The organism is Variovorax sp. Sphag1AA (assembly GCF_014192575.1).
Lineage (GTDB): Bacteria > Pseudomonadota > Gammaproteobacteria > Burkholderiales > Burkholderiaceae_C > Variovorax.
In genome coordinates this window covers 909,049-931,465 of sequence record NZ_JACHYC010000002.1, presented here as the reverse complement: position 1 = coordinate 931,465, position 22,417 = coordinate 909,049, and the positions used below count along the sequence as shown (strand labels likewise).

Below are 22,417 nucleotides of genomic sequence, written 5' to 3'. Positions count from 1 at the left end.
GACGAGCAGCTACTGCGAGGGCACGATGGCCTGCATCAGGAGCGACAGCGCCTTCTGCACGCCAGCCGTCGAGAGTGATTCGCCCTTGTCATAGCCCAGGCGCACCACCACGAGGTCGTGCGACGGAATGATGATCACGAACTGCCCACCCGCGCCAAGCATGTAGTAGGCCGACGCCGGAACCGGCCATTGCCCCATCCCGTTGAGCCAGAAGAAGCCACCGTAGATGGGCCGCTTGTCGGCCGCCCAGGCGGGCGCGACGGAGCTGACGAACTTCACGAATCCCTCGGGCAGGATGCGCTCGCCGTTCCAGACGCCGTCCTGCAGATAGAGGTTGGCCAAGCGCGCCCAGTCGCGCGCCGACATGAAGTCGTGGCCCTGCGTCAGGAAGTTGCCGTACGGGTCGGGCTCGATGGTCATCGAGCGCACGCCGATCTTGTCGAACAGCGCCCGCTGCGGAAAAGACAGGTAGTCCTCGCCGCGCTTCTCCACTGCCAGCCGGATCAGATAGTTGACCAGCACCGGATCCGTGTTGCGGTAGCGACCGACCGCGCCGGGCGGCCATTGCTGCGGCCGGGTGGCGGCGTAGTTGAAGGCGTCGATGCGGCCCGTGTAGAAATAGATGTGGTCCGGGTACGTCCCGTTGGGGTCGAAATCCGGATCGTCGGGCGCCTTGATGCGCAGGCCGCTGGACATCTGCAGAAGGTCTGAAATGCGGATCTGCTGGCGCTTGTCGCCTGCGGTCTGCCATTCCGGAATGGGCGCCGGCTGATCGAGCGTGTAGACACCCTGCTTGATGAGGATGCCCATCAGCGTGGCGGTGACGCTCTTTCCCATCGACCACGATTCCAGTGGCGTGGTGGGCGTGACGCCGCTCATGTAGCGCTCGCCGATGATGCGGCCCTTGTGGGTCACGACGAAGGCCGTGGTGTAGGCGCCGGGCTGTTCGAAAGGCGCCGCCACGGCCTGCCCGACGATCGCCGAATTGAACGTGAGACCGCTGTCGGCCGGAAGGACATCGCCCATGGGCCAGGACTGCGTGCTCGGGTCGGGCAGCGCACTGGTCACGGATTCGGGCTTGAAGGACACATCCGTCGCGCCGGCCGCCAGCGTGACGCAGCCTTGCGAGCCGTAGTAGCGCGCGGTGAGCGTCTTGCCGTTCGTCATCGTGATGCGCACTTCGTTGTTCGTGCGATCGACAACCGGCGTTCCAACCTTGCTTCGCTGCGCGTAGGGGCCCGTGAAATAGCCAGTGGCTTCAGCCGCCACGTCGGGGCTCATCCCCGTGATGAAGACGTTGGAACACACCGTCTTTGCGTAGCCCGCGGTGTTGTGCTCCAGCGGATCGCCCGGCGGCGGAACATAGGGCGTGTCGATTTCAAGGCTGCGAGCGCGCGCAATGAGGGCTTCGCGCGCCGGCAGTTCGGCGGTCGTGGCTGCTGGCGTCGTCTGCCCCGCACCGACCAGGGCGCCGCCACCGCCACCACCTCCACCCCCGCATGAAACAAGCGCCGACACAACGAGCGTCGCCGTCGTCGCGGCAAGCGCAATGCGGGCCGGACGGTTCTTCGGTCGCAAGTCGCTCAGCCCTTCGACACGCCGCGCCGCCGATCGATGAAGGCGATGATCTCGCCCATCACGCCGCGCCGGAATGCGAGCACGCAGATCACGAAGATCAGGCCGGTGACGATGGTGACCGATTCGCCCAGGGTGTTGAACCAGTCGACGGTCGTGATGCGTGCAAGCAGGTGGCCGAACTCGCCGATCTTGTTCTCGAGCAGCACCACCACGGCCGAACCCACCAGCGGTCCGGAGAGCGTGCCAAGACCACCGACCAGCGTCATGAGGATGACCTGGCCCGACGCGCTCCAGTGCACGTCGGACAGCGTGGCGAAACCGAGCACCAGTGTCTTGAGCGAACCCGCGAGGCCCGAGAGCGCCGCCGAGATCACGAACGCGAGCAGCTTGAAGCGGCTCACGTCGTAGCCCAGCGACAGCGCGCGCGGCTCGTTTTCCTTGATGCCCTTCAGCACCTGGCCGAACGGCGAATGGATGGTCCGGACGATAAGCAGGAAGGCCGCGACCACGATCGCCAGCGTCACGTAGTACATCGTCAGGTCGCTCTGCAGGTCGATAACGCCGAAGAGCTTGCCGCGCGGCACGCCTTGCAGGCCGTCCTCGCCGCCGGTGAACTTGGCCTGCAGCGCGACGAAGAACACCATCTGCGCGAGCGCAAGCGTGATCATCGCGAAGTAGATGCCCTGCCGGCGGATCGCGAGCACGCCGAAGATCCAGCCCAGAAGCGCGCCGGTGAGCGTGCCGAGGATGAGGCCGATCTCGGGCGTCACGCCCCAGACCTTGATCGCCTGGCCCGCGATGTAGGCCGAGCCACCGAGAAAGGCCGCGTGGCCGAAGGACAGCAGGCCGGTGTAGCCGAGCAGCAGGTTGAAGGCCGAAGCGAACAGCGCGAAGCACATCAGCTTCATCACGAACACCGGATAGGCACCGGCAAATGGCGCCACGATGAGCGCGGCCAGGAGGATCAGGTAGATGACGGTCGAAGTCTTTTTCATGCGGCTTGCCGTCTTCTTATTTCTCTTTGCCGAACAGGCCGGCGGGGCGGATGAGCAGCACGATGACCATGATCACGAACACGACGGTGGACGACGCCTCCGGATAGAACACCTTGGTCAGGCCCTCGATGACGCCAAGGCCAAGACCGGTGAGGATCGCGCCCATGATCGAGCCCATGCCGCCGATCACCACCACCGCGAACACCACGATGATGAGGTTCTGCCCCATTAGCGGCGACACCTGGATCACCGGTGCGGCGAGCACGCCCGCGAAGGCCGCAAGCGCAACGCCGAAGCCGTAGGTGAGCGTGATCATCAGCGGCACGTTGACGCCGAAGGCCTCCACGAGCCGCGGGTTCTCGGTGCCCGCCCGCAAGTAGGCGCCGATGCGGGTCTTCTCGATGACGAACCAGGTCGCGAAGCACACCACGAGCGAGGCCACCACGACCCACGCGCGGTAGTTGGGCAGGATCATGAAGCCGAGGTCGGTCGCGCTCGCCAGCGCATCGGGCGTGTCGTAGGGCAGGCCCGAGACGCCGTAGATGGAGCGGAACACGCCTTCGATCAGCAGTGTGAGCCCGAGGGTCAGCAGCAGGCCGTAGAGATGATCGAGCTTGTAGATCCAGCGCAGCAGCAGCCGCTCGATGACGACGCCGAACAGGCCGACGAGCACCGGCGCGACGATCAACATCACCCAGTAGTTGACGTTGAAGTAGTTCATCGCCATCCAGGTCGACACCGCGCCCAGCATGAACAGCGCGCCATGCGCGAAGTTGATGACGTTGAGCAGGCCGAAGATGACCGCGAGCCCGAGGCTCAGGATGGCGTAGAACGACCCGTTGACCAGCCCCAGCAGGAGCTGGCTCAACAGGGCAGGAAGAGAAATGCTCATGAACTAGGCGTTACTTCCAGAGAGCGCACTTGGACTCGGCCTTGGTCGTGAAGACCTCTTCGCCCGGCAGCTTGGCGACGACCTTGTAGTAGTCCCACGGTTGGGTCGATTCGGACGGCGACTTCACTTGCATGAGGTACATGTCATGCACGAAACGGCCATCGGCGCGGATGTTGCCCTTGGCATAGAAGTCGTTGATGGGCGTTGCCTTGAGTTGCGCCATCACCTTGTCTGCATCGACTGTCTTGGCGGCCTGCACCGCTTTCAGGTAGGCCATCGTCGCTGAATAGTCAGCGGCCTGGATATCGGTCGGCATGCGCTTGGTCTTGTCAAAGAATCGCTTGCCGAACGCACGCGTTTGCTCGTTCAGGTTCCAGTCCCAGCTGGTGGTGAGCAGCAGGCCTTCGGTGTTCTTCAAGCCCAGGCTGTGGATGTCGGTAATGAACACCAGCAGGCCGGCCATCTTCATGTTCTTGGTGATCCCGAATTCCTTGGCGGCCTTGATCGCATTGATCGTGTCGCCGCCGGCGTTGGCGAGGCCGAGGATCTGTGCCTTGGAGTTCTGTGCCTGCAGCAGGAACGACGAGAAGTCGGACGCGTTGAGCGGATGCTTGACGCTGCCGACCACCGTGCCGCCCTTCTCCTTCACGACCTTGGCGGTGTCGGCTTCGAGCGCCGCGCCGAAGGCGTAGTCGGCGGTCAGGAAGAACCAGTTCTTGCCGCCGTTGGCGACGACCGCACCGCCGGTGCCCTTGGCGAGCGCCACCGTGTCGTAGGCGTAGTGGACGGTGTAGGGGCTGCACTGCTCGTTGGTCAACGCGGAGGTGCCCGCACCATTGACCACGAAGACGCGCTTCTTCTCTTGCGCGACCTTCGCCATCGCGAGGCCGGTGCCGGAGTTGGTACCGCCGAAGAGCATCGTGAGGTTCTCGGTGTCGATCCACTCACGCGCCTTCGACGCGGCGATGTCGGCCTTGTTCTGGTGGTCGGCCGAGAGCAGCTCGATGGGCATGCCGTTGACCTTGCCGCCGAAATCGTCGATGGCCATCTGGATCGCGGTCGTGCCGTTCTTGCCCTCGACGTCCGCGTAGAGGCTCGACATGTCGGTGATGAAGCCGATCTTGACCTTGTCTTCGGCCTGTGCGGCGCCTGCCGCGAGCGCGATAGCGAGAGAGACGGCGGAAAGTGCGAGGGTCTTTTTCATGTGCTGTACTGGTTGAAGGGGAACGAAACAATCGTGGGGGTGCGCTTCACTTCCACAAAGCGCACTTGGAGTCGGCCTTGGCCGTGAAGACCTGGTCGCCCGGCAGCTTGGTGATGACCTTCAGGTAGTCCCAGGGCTGCTTCGATTCGGCCGGCGTCTTCACCTCGACGAGGTACATGTCGTGGACGTAGCGGCCGTCGGCACGGATCTGGCCCTTGGCGTAGAAGTCGTCGAGCTTCATGTTCCTGAGTTCGGCCATGACCTTGTCGGCATCGGTCGTCTTGGCGGCCTGCACAGCCTTCAGGTAGGTCATCGTGGCCGAGTAGTCGGCGGCCTGGATGTCCGTGGGCATGCGCTTGGTCTTGTCGAAGAACTTCTTGCCGAAGGCGCGCGTCTGGTCGTTGAGATCCCAATACCAACTCGTCGTGTGCAGCAGGCCTTCGGTGTTCTTCAGGCCCAGGCTGTGGATGTCGCTCAGGAAGATCAGCAGGCCGGCGAGCTTCATGTTCTTGCCGATCCCGAATTCCTTGGCCGCCTTGATCGAGTTGATCGTGTCGCCGCCCGCGTTGGCAAGGCCCAGGATCTGCGCCTTGGAGTTCTGTGCCTGCAGCAGGAAGGACGAGAAGTCCGACGCGTTGAGCGGATGGCGCACCGCACCCACCACCGTGCCACCCTTGGCCTTCACGACGGCGCTGGTATCGGCTTCGAGCGCATGGCCGAAAGCGTAGTCGGCGGTCAGGAAGAACCAGCTCTTGCCGCCGCGGTCGACCACCGCACCGCCCGTGCCCTTGGCGAGCGCGACCGTGTCGTACGCGTAGTGCACCGTGTAGGGGCTGCACTGTTCGTTCGTCAGCGCGGAGGTCGCCGCGCCGTTGTTGAAGTACACGCGCTTCTTTTCCTGCGCGACCTTCGCGGTCGCGAGCGCGGTGCCGGAGTTGGTGCCGCCGAAGACCATCGTCACGCCGTCGGTGTCGATCCATTCGCGCGCCTTCGACGCGGCGATGTCGGCCTTGTTCTGATGGTCGGCAGTGAGCAGCTCGATCGGCTGCCCGAGCACCTTGCCGCCGAAGTCGTCGATCGCCATCTGGATGGCGAGCGCGCCGTTCTTGCCTTCGACATCGGCGTAGAGGCTCGACATGTCCGTCACGAAACCGATCTTCACTTTTTCCTGCGCATGGGCGCCGGATGCGAGGGCCAGTGCGGCCACGGCGAGCGAGAGTGCGGAGAGAGATGTCTTCATGCTTTGCTCCATCCAGTCAAAAAGTTGGGGAATCAGACGCCCAGCAGCTCGTTGAGCACCGGCATCTTGGCGTCGAGTTCGGCGGCGCTGAAAGCCTCGACCATTCGGCCGTGCTCCATCACGTAGAAACGATCGGCGAGCGGCGCGGCGAAGCGGAAGTTCTGCTCCACCATCACCACGGTGTAACCCTTGCCGCGCAGGGTGTGGATCATTCGCGCCAGCGCCTGCACGATGACCGGCGCCAGACCTTCGGAGATTTCGTCGAGCAGGAGCAGCTTGGCGCCCGTACGCAGGATGCGGCCGACGGCGAGCATCTGCTGTTCGCCGCCCGACAGGCGCGTGCCCTGGCTGTGCCTGCGCTCGGCGAGATTGGGGAACATCGCGTAGATCTCGTCCACCGACATGCCCTTGTCGCCGCCCTTCAACGGAGGCGGGAGCATCAGGTTCTCTTCGCATGACAGGCTCGCGAAGATGCCGCGCTCTTCCGGGCAGTAGCCTATGCCGAAGTGCGCGATGCGATGCGTCGGCAGATGGATCGTCTCGTTGCCGTTGACCTTGATGCTGCCCTTGCGCGCACCGGTCAATCCGAGGATCGCGCGCATCGTCGTGGTGCGCCCTGCGCCGTTGCGGCCGAGCAGCGTGACGACCTCGCCCGGCTGCACGACCATGTCGACGCCGTGCAGTACGTGCGACTCGCCGTACCAGGCCTGCAGGCCGCTGATTTCGAGTGCAGGAACCGCCATCAGTGGGCTCCCTGCAGTTGGCCTTCGGTGGTGCCCATGTAGGCTTCCATCACCTGCGGGTTGCGGGAGACCTCGGCGTAAGGCCCTTCGGCCAGCACCGCACCGCGCTGGAGCACGGTGATCGTGTCGGCGATCGTCGAGACCACGCTCATGTTGTGCTCGACCATGAGGATGGTGCGGCCAGCCGAGACGCGCTTGATGAGATCTGCAACGCGATGCACGTCTTCATGGCCCATGCCCTGCGTAGGCTCGTCGAGCAGCATCAGTTCAGGTTCCATCGCGAGTGTGGTCGCGATTTCGAGCGCGCGCTTGCGGCCGTACGGCAGGTTGACCGTGAGCTCGTCGGCGAGATCTTCCAGGCCGACCTGCGCGAGCAGTTCGCGCGCCCGCGCGTTGAGCGGCGTCAGCGATTTCTCGCTCTTCCAGAAGTGGTACGAGGTGCCGAGCGCGCGCTGCAGTCCGAGGCGCACGTTCTCCAGCAGCGTCAGGTGCGGGAAGACCGCCGAGATCTGGAACGAGCGGATGATGCCGCGGCGCGCGATCTGCGCCGGCCGTTCGCTCGTGATGTCCGTGCCGTTGAACAGGATCGTGCCCGAGGTCGGCTCGAGGAATTTGGTCAGCAGGTTGAAGCAGGTCGTCTTGCCGGCACCGTTGGGTCCGATCAAGGCATGGATGGATCCGCGAACGACCGACAGATCAACCTTGCTGACTGCGGTAAAGCCCTTGAATTCCTTGGTGAGCTGGTGCGTTTCGAGAATGATGTCGGTCATCTCGCGCGGTCACCTTCTTGCTGGCGGGGAAAGTCGGTCATGCGGTCCATCTGAGCGCGCCACCATGGCTGCGCGTCCGCATTGTTCGCAGAGGTAACGAAGCTGCCTACTGGGGCAAATGCCTAGCTACGCTCGCCCCACGAAAAAAGGGCCGCGTGAGCGGCCCTTTGATGGTCGGATGCGCCGAATCAGTGCGCGCCGGCTGCGGCGTCCGAAGATCCGCCTCCGCGCGCTGGCTTTGCCAGCCATACCAGCGGAATCAGCAGCAGGAATAGCACGGCAGAGCCGTAGAACACATCGCTCGATGCGAGCATGAAGGCCTGCTGGTCGACCAGGCGATTGATCTGACCCAGCACCTGCTCGGCCGAGAAGCCGGCACCGCCCAGGTTGGCCATGGCGCCCGTCGCGGCCGAGCTGCCCTGGTTCACCGCTTCGACGAGCTGCGCGTGATGCAGCGCCGCCCTGTTCTCCCACAGCGTGGTCGCCGTCGAGGTGCCAATGGCGCCCGCGGTAATGCGCAGGAAGTTCGACAGGCCCGATGCGGCGGGGATGCGGTCCGGCGTGAGGCCCGACAGCGTGATCGTCACCAGCGGAATGAAGAAGAACGCCATCGCAACGCCCTGGATGACCGTCGGGATCATGATCGTCCAGAAGTCCGCCTGGGTGTTGAAGTTGGAACGCATCCACAACACCAGCGCGAAGACCAGGAACGAGAACGTCGCATAGCGGCGCGGATCGACCTTCCCCACCGTCATGCCAACGATCGGCGAGAAGAAGATCGCCAGCAGCCCCACCGGCGCCATGATCATCCCCGCCTGCGTGGCGGTGTAACCCATGAACTGCTGCAGCCACAGCGGCAGGATCACCACGTTGCCGAAGAAGAGCCCATAGGCCACCGCGGTCGCGAACGCGCCCGACCAGAAGTTGCGGCGCTTGAACAGCGACAGATCAACCACCGGATGCTTGTCGGTGAGCTCCCAGACCAGGAAGAAGGCGAAGCCCACGCTCGCAACCACAGCCAGCGTCACGATCTCGGGCGAGTGGAACCAGTCGAGCTCCTTGCCCTTGTCGAGCATGAGCTGCAGCGAACCCACCCACAGGACCAGCAACGCAAGTCCGATGCCGTCGATGGGCACCTTGCGCGTCGCGCTCTCACGCTTGTGGTAGATACCCCACGTGATGCCGGCCGCCAGAAGACCCACGGGAATGTTGATGTAGAAGATCCACGGCCACGAGATGTTGTCGGTGATCCAACCGCCGAGCAGCGGCCCCATCACCGGCGCAACCAGCGTGGTCATCGACCACATCGCCATGGCCAGGCCCGCTTTGGCGCGCGGATAGCTCGACAGCAGCAGCGTCTGCGACAACGGGATCATCGGCCCCGCGACGAAGCCCTGCAGCGCACGGAAGGCGATCAGCATCGTCATGTTGGGCGCGAGACCGCACAGCCACGAGCTGATGATGAAGAGCAACACGCTCGCCATAAACAGGCGCACCTGCCCGAAGCGCTGCGTGAGCCAGCCCGTGAGCGGCACCGCAATGGCGTTGGACACCGCGAAGCTGGTGATGACCCAGGTGCCCTGCGTGGAGCTCACACCGAGGTCGCCGGAAATCGCCGGCAGCGACACGTTCGCGATCGAGGTGTCCAGCACGTTCATGAAGGTCGCGGCCGACAGCGCGATGGTCCCCCACAAGCGTGCGGAACCTTCGAGCGGCGGAAGCGGCTGCGGTGCAGCGGCGTTCGACATTGCGCGAACCCGATCGATCAACCGGGTTGGGCCGGCGAAGAGGCCGGGGCGGCCGGCTTGGTGCCGTTCGCAGCAGGCGCCTTCTGCGGAACGTCATGACCGATGTTGGCAGCGATGATGCGCGCCACTTCGGCATCGGCGCCGAGTTCGAGCTTGCTGTAGACCTGCGTCTGCGCCGTGGCTGCGTCGCCGCGCGGCGCATCGGCGAGCATCTTGCCGTCCTTGTCGCGAACGTCGATCTCGGCGTCCATCGACAGGCCCACGCGCAGCGGGTTGGCCTTGAGCTGTTCCGGGTCGAGCGCGATGCGCACCGGCACACGCTGCACCACCTTGATCCAGTTGCCGGTCGCGTTCTGCGCCGGCAGCAGCGCGAAGGCCGCACCGGTGCCGACGCCGAGGCCCTGCACATGGCCGGTGTATTCGACCTTCTTGCCGTACAGGTCGGCGGTGAGCTTCACCGGCTGGCCGATGCGGATGTTGCGCAGTTGCACTTCCTTGAAGTTGGCATCGACCCAGAGCTGGTTGAGCGGCACGATCGACATCATCGGCGTGCCGGCACTCACGCGCTGGCCGAGCTGCACAGTGCGCTTGGCGACGTAACCGTCAACCGGCGCGGGCATCCCGACACGTTGCATCGCGAGGAAGGCTTCGCGCACTTTGGCGGCGGCGGCCTGCACGCTCGGGTGCTGATCGACGCTCGTGCCTTCGGTGAGGGACTGGTTGCTCGACAGTTGCTCGCGCGCGGCGAGTGCGCCCGCCTGTGCGGCTGCCAGCGCGCTCTTGGCGTTGGCCAGCGCGGTTTCGGAGTGATTCAGCTCTTCTTTCGACACTGCTCCGCCGCCTGCGAGCGCCTGACGGCGCTTCAGGTCATCCTGCGCACGAGCGATGTCGCTTTGCGCGCGGACGATGTCGGCCTGCTTCAGCGAAACCTGCGCCGCCAGCGATGCGTTGTTGACGTAAAGCGTGCGGACCTGGCGAACCGCCTGGGCCAGCGCTGCCTCAGCCTGTTCGAACGCCACGCGGGCGTCGGAAGGATCGAGCTGCACCAGTGGCTGCCCGGCCTTCACGAAGTCGGTGTCGTCGGCGTTGATCGCCATCACCGTGCCGCCGATCTGCGGCGTGATCTGGATGACGTTGCCCTGCACGTAGGCGTTGTCGGTCGACTCGTAGTGGCTAGCGACCAGCCATTCATACCCGCCCCAGCCGGCGCCCACGACCACGACGGCCGCGGCCAGCGCGGTCAGTGCGCGGCGACGCTTGTTGTTAGAACCCTGTGCTTCTGCTGCGGCTCCAGCCGGAGCGGCAGGGTTGGCGGCGTTGTTGTTTTCCATGGCGATGTCTTTCGATTACGAAACGATATTCAGTTGTGCGCGGTGGCGGAGCCGGCCGCAGCGGTCTTTGTGTCTTCAGGTTGCCAGCCGCCACCCAGGGCGCGTGCAAGGCCGACCTGCGAATCGAGGGCGCGTGCAGCGAGGTCCACGCTATCGCGCCGCTGTGCCAGCACGGTGACTTCGGCCGTGAGCACGTCGAGGTAGGTGCCGAGGCCAGCGCTGTAGCGCTGCACCGCGATGTCATACGCGGCTTCCGCAGCATCTTGCGCCTCGCGCTGCTGCACTTGCTGACGCGCGACCGACTGCACGCTGGAGATCTGGTCCGCGACGTCGCGCACCGCATCGACCACGGTCGCGTTGTAGCTCTCGACCGCGGTATCGAGGTCGGCCGACTTGCCGCGCAGGTTGGCGCGCAGGCGACCACCTTCGAAGATCGGCAGGCGCACCGCAGGACCGACGCCCCACTCCTGACTGGCGGACTTCAACAGGTTGTCGAAACCGATGCTCTGCAGGCCGGCGAAAGCCACGAGATTGACATTGGGATAGAAGAGCGTCTTGGCATTCGCCACGTCGCTGGTGGCGGCTTCCACGCGCCAGCGCGCAGCCGCGATATCGGCGCGCCGGCCCAACAGGTCGGCCGGGATCGTCGATTGAAGCGCGATCGGCTTCATGTTGGCGAGCACCGGCGGAACGAGGCCCTGCGTGGCGTTCGGCTTGGCAACGAGGGCATCGAGCGCATGCTGCGCGATCTCGATCTGTTCCTTGAGCGCCTCGATCTGCTGGCGCGCCTCGGGCAGGCCGCCTTCGCTCTGCTTCAACTGCAGGCGAGTGTCGAGCCCGGCGGAAACGCGGTCGCGCACGAGCTTGAAGGTCTCTTCGCGCTGCGCGAGCGTGCGGTTCGAAACGGCAAGGCGATCCTGCAGACGTGCCCACTGCACATAGCCGCGCGCGACGTTGCTGGCAAGAAGCACGCGTGCCGCATCGGCATCCGCGGCGGCGGCGTTGGCGCTGCCGATGGCGGACTCGATCGCAGTGCGGTTCTTGCCGAAGAAGTCGAGCTCCCAGCTGCCAGAGATCTGCAACGTGCCGACCTCCTGGATCGAACCGCCAAGCGGTGCCGGGTAGATGTAGTTGTTGGAAAACTTCTGGCGCGTGAGGTCGAGCGAACCGCTGATCTGCGGCTTGTCATTGGCCTGGGCCACGGTCACAGCTGCCTGCGCGCGTGCGAGCCGCGCGCGGGCGACCTGCAGATTCGGATTGCCTTCCAGCGCCTGCGCGATCAACCCATTCAGCTGGGCATCTCCAAAGGCAAGCCACCATTGGCTGTCGAGCGCCGGAGCAGCAGGTGCGGCTGCAGGCTGCGACGCCGGGGCCGTGAGGCCGAGCGAGTCGGCATCACGCAGCTTGGCCTGCGACGAAATGCTGCCCATGTCGGCACATCCGGCCAACGCCAGGGCGAACACGGCGGTCGCGACTGCAGTGGTTCGGCGCAACGCGCCTTCAGGAAGAAGATGAGTCATTTTTTTCTTTTCGGGCCGAGATGGCCTGAGCGTTATCAAGAATGCGGCGCAGATAGCTCTTCAGCTGCTCCCATTCCTCGTCGGAAAATCCGGCGAGGTGCTCGTTCTGCACGCGGCAGAGCAAATGCGGTACTTGTTTGGCGGCGGCACGACCTTCGTCCGTGAGTTCGATGTTGACGACTCGGCGGTCGGACACCGAGCGAACGCGGCGGCAGAGACCTTTGGCCTCGAGACGGTCCAGAAGGCGGGTCATGGCGCCGGTGTCGAGTTCGCACTCGCGCGCCAGTTCGGCCACGGTGGTGGCCTGCCCCATATGAAGCTTGTGCAGCGGCACCCATTGCGGGTAGGTCGGGCTGCCAGGCTCGCACATCAGCGATTCCACGGACTGGCCAACCGCCGTCATGATTCGGCGCATCAGGTAGCCGATGCTGTCTTCCGAACGGTAGTTTTCGGCCTTGTAGAACGCCTTGACGGCGCGCGGCTCGCCGGAAGGCGACTCTGCCAGCGTGTACTCGGGGCTCTTGGACTCAGACATGTCTGAATATTAGTTGCCCCGGCAATTATTGTCAAGGCGACCTTTGAGTGGGCAAGCGTTAGCTAGAATCGCGCCATGGCTTCCTCCGATTCCACCCGGCCCGGCAAAGGCTCCCCGAAGTCTCTGTCCGGGCTGGCGCCCTTTCTTAGGCCGTATCGCATCCAGATCATCCTGGCCGGGATATTTCTGGTGCTTGCCGCCGTCACGACGTTGGTCTTCCCGATCGCGCTGCGAAGCCTCATCGACGGCGGGCTGATCTCCAGCGACAAGGGTGCCCAGACCATGGCGCTGCGTGAACACTTCGTCGCCCTCTTCGCCGTCGCCGTGGCGCTCGGGCTTTTCTCGGCGGCGCGGTTCTACACCGTGAGTTGGCTCGGCGAGCGCGTTACGGCCGACCTGCGCAACGCCGTCTATGCACACGTGCTGCGCCAGAGTCCGGTCTTCTTCGAAACCACGCAGACTGGGGAAGTGCTCTCACGCCTGACCGCCGACACGACGCTGGTGCAGACCGTCGTCGGCTCGTCGCTCAGCATGGGGCTGCGCAACGCGGTGATGGGCGTGGGCGCGCTCGCAATGCTGGTCTGGACCAATCCCTACGTCATGATCCAGGTGCTAGGCATCCTCGTGCTGGTGGTGCTGCCAAGCATGTGGTTCGGCCGGCGCGTGCGCAAGCTGTCGCGCGCCAGCCAGGACCGCGTGGCGGACTCAAGCGCGATCGCAGCCGAAGTGCTCAACGCCATACCGGTCGTCCAAAGCTATACCGCGGAAGCGCGCGAAGCGGCCCGCTTCGACGCGTCGACGGACAGCGCATTCCACACCGCCGTACGCCGCACGAAGGCGCGCTCCATCCTCGTCGCATTCATCATCATCGCGACGTCCGCCGCGCTGCTATGGGGGCTCTATCAGGGCACGCAAGCGGTGCTGCGCGGCGACATCACCGCCGGCCACCTGGGACAAACCGTGGTCTACGTGATCATCCTGGCGAGCGCCGCGGCTGTGCTCGGCGAGGTCTACGGCGATCTGCTGCGCGCGGCTGGCGCGACGGAGCGACTGATGGAACTGCTTCATGCGAGGTCGGTGATCGAATCACCCGCCGCACCCGTCAAGGCGCCTGTTTCCAACGGAGGAAGCTCGGTCCGTTTCGAATCGGTGACCTTCCACTACCCTTCCCGCCCCGGCGTTCCGGCGCTGCGCAATTTCGACCTCACGATCGCGCCCGGCGAAACCGTGGCACTGGTCGGCTCCAGCGGGGCCGGCAAGAGTACGGTGTTCCAGCTGCTGTTGCGCTACTACGATCCGCAGTCAGGAAGCATCTCGCTGGACGGTGCTCCGCTCGGCGCGCTGTCGCTCGACGAGCTACGTACACGGACCGGGCTCGTCCCGCAGGATGCGGTCATCTTCTCGGCGACCGCCTTCGAGAACATCCGCTACGGCCGGCCAGACGCGACGGCCGAGGAAGTCCGCGCGGCGGCAAAGGCAGCCTTCGCCGATGACTTCCTGCGCGCCCTGCCCGAGGGATACGACACGTTCCTGGGCGAGCGCGGAGTGCGGCTGTCCGGCGGCCAGCGGCAACGCATCGCGATCGCGCGCGCCATGCTGAAGAATCCTCCGCTGCTACTGCTCGACGAAGCCACCAGCGCACTCGATGCGGAAAGCGAACGCATGGTGCAGGCTGCCCTTGAATCGGCGATGTCCGGGCGTACCACGATCGTCATCGCCCACCGACTCGCGACCGTACAAAAGGCCGATCGCATCGTGGTGCTCGATCACGGTGGGATCATCGAGCAAGGAACCCACTCCAGCTTGGTTGCGCAGAACGGGGTCTATGCGCGACTCGCGGCGCTCCAATTCGTGGCCTGAAGACAGGCTGGCAGTTCGGGCCGAGCGCCGCCCCGCGACGCTACTGCAGGGTTTCCTTGAGCGCCGGGGGCAACGGGAGCGAAAACACCGGGATGCCCTCGTCGAGCAGGCTTTGGGCTTGCTCTCGGGTAGTCTGGCCGCGGATGCCTCGCTCTTCGGCCTCGCCGTAGTGCATTTTCCGGGCCTCGTCGGCGAAACGGTCTCCGACATCTTCGGTTTGCGCGATGACCTTGCGCACAGCCTGGAGCCAACGGCCTTCAGGCGAATCGCCTTCTGTGGACGCCGCCTGGGGTTCGGCCGGCTTGGAGCTGCCCAGATTCAAGCGGGGCGCCGCAAGCAGCTTCGTGATTTTCCTGTCGCCACACAGAGGACACTCGACCAGCCCACTCGCGAGCTGACTCTCGAACTCTTCGTGGGACGCGAACCAGCCCTCGAAGCCGTGGGCATGCGCGCATTGGAGGTTGAGGACCTTCATCCGGCCATTATCCTGCCGCGTTGAACGGCGCGGGCAACTGCCAGTTGAGCGTCCATGCGCCCGAAAGGACGTTCTGCAGCCAGAGCGCACAAGTCTGGGACTTCGCGTCGGTCACGATCCCATCGCGGCACCAGGCCAGCACTTCTTCGGGTGTCGCGGTGATCACGTCGAGGAACTCGCCGTGATCGAGCTGACGCGCTCCGAGCGAAAGGCCACGAGCGAAATAGATATGGATGATTTCGGTTGAATACGCCACCGCAAGGTGCATGGCACCGGCGTACGCCCACTCGCGCGCGGTGTAGCCGGTTTCCTCAAGGAGCTCGCGTTGGCCGCACAGCAGCGGATCTTCGCCGGCATCGAGCTTTCCGGCGGGAAATTCGGTCATTACGTGACCGATCGGATAGCGGTATTGACGCTCAAGCACAAGGCGCCCGTCGTCCAGCAGCGGAACGACCACGACCGCGCCCGGATGCACCACATACTCTCGCGTCGCCAAGTGGCCATCCGGCAGCCTGACGGTATCGCGCTTGGCACGGAGGAAGTTCCCCTGGAACAACACCTCGCTAGCCGTGCATTCCTCTCGGAGGTGCGTGTCAGCGCCGTCAGGGGTCTTCGAGGTCATGCGATTTCCTTCACCGATGCTTCAACAGGTAGCGCCACGTGAATCCCGGGAACGCCAGAACGATGAAAAGGGCCGCCGTGACGGCGTAGAACTCCCATCCCTGAGGCGCGATCTGCCCTACGCGGCGCTCGAAGAGCAGTCCGATACCGCCAACAACAAAGTAGAGCAGCACCAGTTCACCGAGCCGGATCGCCAGTGACTTCCTCGCACCAGACAGCGAGATCAACCCAAGTACGCGCTCGGTAAAGAACGGGAGGTTCGCTGCCAGCAACGCAACCAGCAGCACCACCCAGACCGAGGCGCCCTGAGACACGGAGTCGAATCAGCTCGCCAGCGTTGCCACGATCGCCTGTGCGCAAAGCGTCATCAGGCTACCGGGCAGGATCCCAAGGATCAGGATCAGCGCGCCATTGAGGGTGAGCACAGCACGGACGTCCTGCGGCGCCGACACCGTTGTCGCCGTCAGCGGTGCATCGAAGTACATGACCTTGACGACGCGCAGGTAGTAGAACGCGCCGATCAGCGACATCACCACCGCGAAGACAGCCAGCGCGATATGCATCGCCTGACCCGACGCGATCAGCGCTTGGAGCACCGCGAACTTGGCGTAGAAGCCAACCAGCGGCGGCACACCGGCCAGCGAGAACATGGCAATCGCCATCACCCCGGCATACAGCGGACTGCGCTGGTTCAGACCAGCGAGATCGGTGATCTCTTCGCTTTCGAAGCCTTCGCGCGCCAGCAGCAGGATGATCCCGAAGCTCGCGAGCGTGGTGAGCACGTAGGTCACGATGTAGAACATCGCGGCGCTGTAGGCAAACTGTGCGTTGTACGTATTGCCGTTGACAACGCCCGCCACCAGACCAAGCAGCATGAAGCCCATCTGCGCAATGGTCGAATAGGCCAGCATCCGCTTGAGGTTCGTCTGCGCGATGGCCGCGAGATTGCCGACCAGCAGCGACGCGATTGCCAGGAGGGTCAGCATCTGCTGCCAGTCGATGGCGAGCGGAAGCAGGCCTTCCACCAGCAGACGGATGATGATTGCAAAGGCGGCCAGCTCGGGGGCCGCGCCGATCATCAAAGTGATGGCCGTCGGGGCGCCCTGATAGACGTCAGGTACCCACATGTGGAACGGCGCGGCACCAACCTTGAACGCCAGACCGGCGACGATGAAGACCAGACCGAACACGAGCACCTGGTGATTGACCTGGCGGCTCGCAATCGCCTTGAACACCTCGTTGATGTCGAGCGAGCCAGTCGCGCCGTACATCATCGAGAGACCATAGAGCAGGAAGCCGCTGGCCATCGCGCCGAGGACGAAATACTTCATCGCTGCTTCGCTCGCCACGGCGTTGTCGCGGCGCAGTGCGACCAGCGCATAGCTCGACAGCGTCAACAGCTCCAGGCCAAGGTAGAGGACCAGGAAGTTGCTGCCCGAAATCATCACGAACATGCCCAGCAGGGCCAGCATGCTCATGGTGAACATCTCACCACCGCGCAGCATCCCACGATCGGCTGCATACGGCCGACCGTAGACCAGGGTGACCATCAGCGCCAGCGTCGCGAAGCACTTCAGCCAGTTGCCCATCGGGTCGCTCACGACCATCCCGCCAAATCCGTAGATGGTCTTGCCGCTGGCGGCGTTGAATCCGGTGAGCACTGCGATCACGGCCAGCGTCAACAGCGTCAGCACGTAAGTGCCCGTACGGCGGGGGCTGGTGGTGGACAGATCCACCAGCGCGATGACGCATGCCGCGATGAGCAGCGCCGCCTCTGGGTAGATCGCCATCCAGCTGAGTTTGTCAATCATCTCGTTCTCTTGTTCAGCTTGGATTTAGGGCAGCTTGGAAACGGCCACGTGGCGCAGCAGTTCAGCGACGGACGTATTCATCACGTCGGTGAAGGGCTTGGGATAGATGCCCATCCAGAGCACCGCGATCGCCAGCAATGCCAGCATCAGGAATTCGCGCGACCCGATGTCGCTCAGTTCCTTAACATGATCGTTGCCAGGCGCGCCGAGGTACACCCGCTTGTACATCCACAGCGTGTAGGCAGCGCCGAAGATCAGGGCGGTCGCAGCACCGAGGCCGAGCCAGAAGTTCGACTTGACTGCACCGATGATCACCATCCACTCGCCGACGAAGCCGGCCGTTCCGGGCAGACCGCAGTTGGCCATGGCAAACAGCAGCGCGAATGCAGCGAACTTGGGCATCGTGTTGACCACGCCGCCGTAGTCGGCAATCTGGCGCGAATGCACCCGGTCGTACAGCACGCCAATGCATAGGAACATGGCGCCCGACACGAAACCGTGAGAGATCATCTGAACGATGCCACCCGAAACGCCGAGCTCGTTGAAGATGAAGAAGCCTAGCGTCACGAAGCCCATGTGAGCCACCGACGAATACGCGACCAGCTTCTTCATGTCCTGTTGGACCAGTGCGACGAGACCAACATAGATCACGGCGATCAGCGACAGCGTGATCATGAACCAGGCCCACTCATGCGAGGCATCGGGCGCGATCGGCATCGAGAAACGCAGGAAACCGTAGGCACCGAGCTTCAGCATGATGGCTGCCAGCACTGCCGAACCGCCTGTCGGCGCCTCGACGTGGACGTCCGGCAGCCAAGTGTGGACCGGCCACATCGGCACCTTCACTGCGAACGCCGCGAAGAACGCAAAGAACAGGAAAGTCTGCGTGGTCGCCTCCAGAGGCAGCTTGTGCCACGTCAGGATGTCGAAGCTGCCACCCGACTTGTTGTACAGGTAGATCAGCGCGACCAGCATCAGCAGCGATCCGAGCAGCGTATAGATGAAGAACTTGAACGCCGCGTAGATCTTGTTCGGACCACCCCAGATACCGATGATCAGGTACATCGGGATGAGCGTGGCCTCGAAGAACGTGTAGAACAGGATCCCGTCAAGCGCGGCGAAGGTGCCAATCATCAATCCGGACAGGATCAGGAATGCGCCCATGTACTGGTTGACGCGCTCGGTGATCACTTCCCACGCCGAGATCACCACGATGACCGTGATGAACGCGGTCAGCAGCACCAGCCAGAACGAGATACCGTCCAGACCAACGTGGTAGTTGACGTTGAAGCGCTCGATCCAGCTCGTCTTCTCGACGAACTGCATCGCGGCGGTGCTGGTATCGAAGCGTGCGTAGAGCGGCAGCGTGACGAGGAAGCTCGCAATCGAACCGACGAGAGCGATCCAGCGCACCAGCGTCGCCTGACTGTCACGACCGAAGGCCAATAGCACGGCGCCGACAATGATCGGCATCCAGATGGCAAGGCTCAACAGACCCATTTTTGTTTTTCTCCAGCGAGAGCCGCTTACCGTTTAAACCAGACGAAGTACGACATCAGCACGAAGATGCCGAGCAGCATCGCGAATGCGTAGTGATAGATGTAGCCCGACTGCAGCCAGCGCACGGCACCGGCAACACGGCCGACCAACTTCCACGAGCCGTTGACGATGGCGCCATCGATGACGCCTTGGTCGCCGCCCTTCCAGAGACCCGTGCCCAGGGCACGTGTCGCGCGGGCAATTACGTTCTCGTTGAACCAGTCCATGTAGTACTTGTTGTCGAGCACGCGGTAGATCGGACCGCAGGCACGCTTGATCGCCGCCGGCAGCGCCGGGTTCACGAGATACATGTACCAGGACAGCACGACGCCTGCGAGTGCGAGCCAGAACGGCGCTGCGGTCAAGCCGTGGAGTGCCATCGCCAGCGGGCCATGGAATGCCTCGGCCAGCTCCTTCATCGCCTCGTGCTTGGTCTCGTCGATGAAGATCGCGCCACTGAAGAAGTCGCCATAGAGCATCGGCTGGATCGTCATGAACCCGATGACGACCGACGGGATGGCGAGCAGCACCAGCGGCAGCCACACCACCCACGGCGACTCGTGCGGACCATGATGATCGTCGTGGCCATGGTGATCGTCGTGCGCATCATGGTGCGCGTCCGGATTCTGGTCGTATCGCTCCTTGCCGTGGAACACCAGGAAGTACATCCGGAACGAATAGAAGGCCGTCACGAACACGCCGGCGAGCACCGCGAAATAGGCAAAGCCGGAACCCCAGAGGTGGCTTTCATGCACCGCTTCGATGATCGTGTCCTTGGAATAGAAGCCCGCGAACAGCGGCGTGCCGATCAGCGCAAGCGAGCCGATGAGCGATGTGATCCAGGTGATCGGCATGTACTTCCGCAACCCACCCATCCGGCGGATGTCCTGGTTGTGGTGCATACCGATGATCACCGAGCCTGCGCCGAGGAACAGCAGCGCCTTGAAGAAGGCGTGCGTCATCAGGTGGAACACCGCAGCCGAGTACGCCGACGCGCCGAGCGCCACGGTCATGTAGCCGAGCTGCGAAAGCGTCGAGTAGGCCACGACACGCTTGATGTCGTTCTGGATGATGCCCAGGAAGCCCATGAAGAGCGCCGTGATCGCACCAATCACCAGGACGAAGCTCAGGGCCGTGTCACTGAGCTCGAACAGCGGCGACATGCGCGCCACCATGAAGATCCCGGCGGTCACCATCGTTGCCGCGTGAATCAGCGCGGAGATCGGCGTCGGACCTTCCATCGAATCTGGCAGCCAGACGTGCAACGGAAATTGCGCGCTCTTGCCCATCGCACCGATGAACAGGCAGATGCAGATCACCGTGATGAGCATCCACTCGGTACCCGGGAAAGCAATCTTCGCCAGTTCGTCGGCCTTCGAGAACGCTTCGCCGTAGTTCAGCGTACCCGAGTATGCGGCGATCAGGCCGATGCCGAGAATGAAGCCGAAGTCGCCCACGCGGTTGACCAGGAAGGCCTTCAGGTTCGCGAAGATCGCGGTTGGCCTGTTGAACCAGAAGCCGATCAGCAGGTAAGACACAAGGCCCACTGCTTCCCAGCCGAAGAAGAGCTGGAGCATGTTGTTGCTCATCACGAGCATCAACATCGAGAAGGTGAACAGCGAGATGTAGGAGAAGAAACGGTTGTAGCCGTCGTCATCCGACATGTAGCCGATGGTGTAGATGTGAACCATCAGCGAGACGAAAGTCACGACGCACATCATCATGGCTGTCAGGCCGTCGATGAGGAAGCCAATTTCCATCTTGAGGCCGCCGACCGTCATCCACTCGTAGATGGTCTCGTTGAAGTGGGCGCCGTCGACGACGACGCTCTTCAGTGTCATGGCCGAGATGATGAAAGCCACGAGTACGCCGAGGATGGTCAGCGAATGGGTGATGCGGCGGCCGAGGTGGTCGCCACCGAACTTCGTGCCGAACAGGCCCGCGAAGACGGAGCCGACCAGGGGAGCCAGCGGAACGGCCAGCAGCGTGGATGCAGAAAGTGTTGCGCTCATGATGATCCTTAACCCTTGAGCGCGTTGAGTTCGTCGACGTTGATGTTCGACCTGTTGCGGAACAGGAGAACGAGCAGCGCCAGACCGATCGCCGACTCGGCCGCTGCGACCGTCAGGATAAAGAACACGAAGATCTGGCCGTGCATGTCGCCAAGGAAATACGAGAAGGCGACGAAGTTCATGTTGACGGCCAGGAGCATGAGCTCGATGCACATCAGCAGAACGATGAGGTTCTTCCGGTTGAGGAAGATGCCGATCACGGAAAGCGCGAACAGCATCGCGCCCAGCGAGAGGAAGTGTCCGAGCGTGAGCGTCATGCCTTGGTCTCCGCAGGTGCCGCTTGTTCTTCGGCAACAGGTTGCGCCGCGCGAGTCACGGGCATCTGGACGATGCGAACGCGGTCGCGCGCCTTCACCCGGACCTGGTCTGCCGGGTTGACGTACTTGCTGTCCTTGCGGGTACGCAGCGTGAGCGCGATCGCCGCGACGATGGCAACGAGCAGGATCACCGCCGCAATCTCGAGCGGATACAGGTAGTCGGTATAGAGGAGCTTGCCGAGTTCGAGGGTGTTCGACGTGTCGGGGCCGGTCGCAAGCGGATTCTTCGGCGCAGCGAGGCGGAAGCCGCCCATCAGGACCGCAGCCATTTCAAGAGCGATAAGGGCACCGACGCCGGCAGCGAGCGGGAAGTGTCGCCAGAAGCCCTCTCGAAGACTGTCGACGTTGATGTCCAGCATCATCACGACGAACAGGAACAGCACCATCACCGCACCGACGTAAACGAGGACAAGCGAGATCGCCAGAAACTCGGCGCGCAGCAGCAGCCAGATTGCCGAAGCCTGGAAGAAGGCCAGCACGAGATAGAGCGCGGCATACACGGGGTTGCGCGCGGTGATCACGCGGAAGGCTGCGAACAGCAGCACCGCGGAGAACAGATAGAACAGACCGGTCTTGACGTCCATGGGTCGAATTCGTTGCGAGGTTCGGGCCAGACCGCTTAGCGGTACTTGGCGTCTGCTGCCTTGTTGGCAGCGATTTCTTTTTCGTAGCGGTCACCCACGGCAAGGAGCATGTCCTTGGTGAAGTACAGGTCGCCGCGCTTTTCCCCGTGGTATTCGAAGATGTGGGTTTCCACGATCGAGTCGACCGGGCAGCTTTCCTCACAGAATCCGCAGAAGATGCACTTGGTCAAGTCGATGTCGTAGCGCGTAGTGCGGCGGGAACCGTCGTCACGCACGTCGGATTCGATCGTGATCGCCAGGGCCGGGCAGACGGCTTCGCACAGCTTGCAGGCGATGCACCGCTCTTCGCCGTTCTCGTATCGGCGAAGCGCATGAAGCCCGCGGAAGCGCGGCGACAGCGGCGTCTTCTCTTCCGGAAACTGGACGGTGATCTTCCGGCTGAACGCGTACTTGCCAGTGATAGCCAGGCCCTTGAACAGTTCGAACAGCATGAAGCTGCGCAGAAAGTCCTTGAGCGAAAACGGCTGGGCCGTACTCGATGGTGAGCGCGCAAGCGCGCTGGTGGTTTGCGCAGACATGGCG

21 protein-coding genes are annotated in these 22,417 nt (G+C 63.5%); 1 reads left to right on the top strand and 20 read right to left on the bottom strand.

The annotated features are described in order from the left end of the window. Positions 1-9: 9 nt before the first annotated feature. The 11 genes from FHW64_RS10980 to FHW64_RS10930 all read right to left on the bottom strand — a co-directional run bounded on the left by FHW64_RS10980 (position 10) and on the right by FHW64_RS10930 (position 12,556). Positions 10-1,578, bottom strand: a complete 1,569-nt coding sequence (locus FHW64_RS10980; RefSeq protein ID WP_184525898.1) for a serine hydrolase — start codon at positions 1,576-1,578, stop codon at positions 10-12. A 5-nt stretch (positions 1,579-1,583) separates the two neighbouring features. Beyond that, positions 1,584-2,573 (bottom strand): branched-chain amino acid ABC transporter permease, encoded by a 990-nt coding sequence (locus FHW64_RS10975; RefSeq protein ID WP_184525896.1) that lies wholly within the window; start codon positions 2,571-2,573, stop codon positions 1,584-1,586. Positions 2,574-2,589: 16 nt separating this feature from the next. Further along, positions 2,590-3,465 carry a branched-chain amino acid ABC transporter permease gene (locus FHW64_RS10970; RefSeq protein WP_184525894.1) on the bottom strand — a complete coding sequence of 292 codons (876 nt, stop codon included), beginning with the start codon at positions 3,463-3,465 and terminating at the stop codon, positions 2,590-2,592. Positions 3,466-3,475: 10 nt separating this feature from the next. Next, positions 3,476-4,669: an ABC transporter substrate-binding protein gene (locus tag FHW64_RS10965; protein WP_184525892.1), complete on the bottom strand. Its 1,194-nt coding sequence runs from the start codon at positions 4,667-4,669 to the stop codon at positions 3,476-3,478. Between the two features lie 46 nt (positions 4,670-4,715). Continuing rightward, a complete protein-coding gene (locus FHW64_RS10960; RefSeq protein ID WP_184525890.1) occupies positions 4,716-5,909 on the bottom strand; it encodes an ABC transporter substrate-binding protein in 1,194 nt (397 codons plus the stop codon). A gap of 32 nt (positions 5,910-5,941) precedes the next feature. Beyond that, positions 5,942-6,652 carry an ABC transporter ATP-binding protein gene (locus tag FHW64_RS10955; RefSeq protein WP_184525888.1) on the bottom strand — a complete coding sequence of 237 codons (711 nt, stop codon included), beginning with the start codon at positions 6,650-6,652 and terminating at the stop codon, positions 5,942-5,944. Further along, complete coding sequence (locus tag FHW64_RS10950) at positions 6,652-7,422, bottom strand: ABC transporter ATP-binding protein (protein WP_184525886.1); 771 nt, start codon at positions 7,420-7,422, stop codon at positions 6,652-6,654. The genes FHW64_RS10955 and FHW64_RS10950 overlap by 1 nt, the downstream gene beginning before the upstream one ends. Positions 7,423-7,610: 188 nt before the next feature. Then, on the bottom strand, positions 7,611-9,170 hold the full coding sequence (locus tag FHW64_RS10945) for a DHA2 family efflux MFS transporter permease subunit (protein WP_184525884.1): 1,560 nt from the start codon (positions 9,168-9,170) through the stop codon (positions 7,611-7,613). Positions 9,171-9,187: 17 nt separating this feature from the next. Beyond that, a complete protein-coding gene (locus FHW64_RS10940; RefSeq protein WP_184525882.1) occupies positions 9,188-10,501 on the bottom strand; it encodes an HlyD family efflux transporter periplasmic adaptor subunit in 1,314 nt (437 codons plus the stop codon). A gap of 29 nt (positions 10,502-10,530) precedes the next feature. Continuing rightward, entirely contained in the window at positions 10,531-12,021 is a 1,491-nt protein-coding gene (locus tag FHW64_RS10935; protein WP_184525880.1) for an efflux transporter outer membrane subunit, read from the bottom strand. Continuing rightward, positions 12,002-12,556 (bottom strand): MarR family winged helix-turn-helix transcriptional regulator, encoded by a 555-nt coding sequence (locus FHW64_RS10930; protein ID WP_184525878.1) that lies wholly within the window; start codon positions 12,554-12,556, stop codon positions 12,002-12,004. The genes FHW64_RS10935 and FHW64_RS10930 overlap by 20 nt, the downstream gene beginning before the upstream one ends. Before the next feature lie 75 nt (positions 12,557-12,631). Between FHW64_RS10930 and FHW64_RS10925 the strand changes: the two genes are divergently transcribed. After that, on the top strand, positions 12,632-14,416 hold the full coding sequence (locus FHW64_RS10925; protein WP_184525876.1) for an ABC transporter transmembrane domain-containing protein: 1,785 nt from the start codon (positions 12,632-12,634) through the stop codon (positions 14,414-14,416). Positions 14,417-14,456: 40 nt separating this feature from the next. On the opposite strand, the gene FHW64_RS10920 is transcribed toward FHW64_RS10925, so the two are convergent. Genes FHW64_RS10920 through nuoI form a run of 9 tightly spaced genes read right to left on the bottom strand, consistent with a single transcriptional unit; the run spans position 14,457 to position 22,413 of the window. After that, positions 14,457-14,891 (bottom strand): DUF1178 family protein, encoded by a 435-nt coding sequence (locus FHW64_RS10920; protein WP_184525874.1) that lies wholly within the window; start codon positions 14,889-14,891, stop codon positions 14,457-14,459. 7 nt (positions 14,892-14,898) lie between these two features. After that, entirely contained in the window at positions 14,899-15,513 is a 615-nt protein-coding gene (locus FHW64_RS10915; protein ID WP_184525872.1) for an NUDIX domain-containing protein, read from the bottom strand. A gap of 10 nt (positions 15,514-15,523) precedes the next feature. Beyond that, positions 15,524-15,826, bottom strand: coding sequence for a DUF2818 family protein (locus FHW64_RS10910; RefSeq protein WP_184525870.1), 303 nt, complete (start codon positions 15,824-15,826; stop codon positions 15,524-15,526). A 9-nt stretch (positions 15,827-15,835) separates the two neighbouring features. Further along, on the bottom strand, positions 15,836-17,323 hold the full coding sequence (gene nuoN / locus FHW64_RS10905; RefSeq protein ID WP_184525868.1) for an NADH-quinone oxidoreductase subunit NuoN: 1,488 nt from the start codon (positions 17,321-17,323) through the stop codon (positions 15,836-15,838). Positions 17,324-17,347: 24 nt separating this feature from the next. Further along, complete coding sequence (locus FHW64_RS10900) at positions 17,348-18,823, bottom strand: NADH-quinone oxidoreductase subunit M (protein ID WP_184525866.1); 1,476 nt, start codon at positions 18,821-18,823, stop codon at positions 17,348-17,350. A 26-nt stretch (positions 18,824-18,849) separates the two neighbouring features. Next, positions 18,850-20,874, bottom strand: a complete 2,025-nt coding sequence (nuoL, locus tag FHW64_RS10895) for an NADH-quinone oxidoreductase subunit L (RefSeq protein ID WP_184525864.1) — start codon at positions 20,872-20,874, stop codon at positions 18,850-18,852. Positions 20,875-20,882: 8 nt separating this feature from the next. Further along, positions 20,883-21,191 (bottom strand): NADH-quinone oxidoreductase subunit NuoK, encoded by a 309-nt coding sequence (nuoK, locus tag FHW64_RS10890; protein ID WP_088956248.1) that lies wholly within the window; start codon positions 21,189-21,191, stop codon positions 20,883-20,885. Next, positions 21,188-21,835 carry an NADH-quinone oxidoreductase subunit J gene (locus FHW64_RS10885; protein WP_184525862.1) on the bottom strand — a complete coding sequence of 216 codons (648 nt, stop codon included), beginning with the start codon at positions 21,833-21,835 and terminating at the stop codon, positions 21,188-21,190. The genes nuoK and FHW64_RS10885 overlap by 4 nt, the downstream gene beginning before the upstream one ends. A gap of 35 nt (positions 21,836-21,870) precedes the next feature. Continuing rightward, positions 21,871-22,413 carry an NADH-quinone oxidoreductase subunit NuoI gene (nuoI, locus tag FHW64_RS10880; protein WP_184525860.1) on the bottom strand — a complete coding sequence of 181 codons (543 nt, stop codon included), beginning with the start codon at positions 22,411-22,413 and terminating at the stop codon, positions 21,871-21,873. Positions 22,414-22,417: the final 4 nt, after the last annotated feature.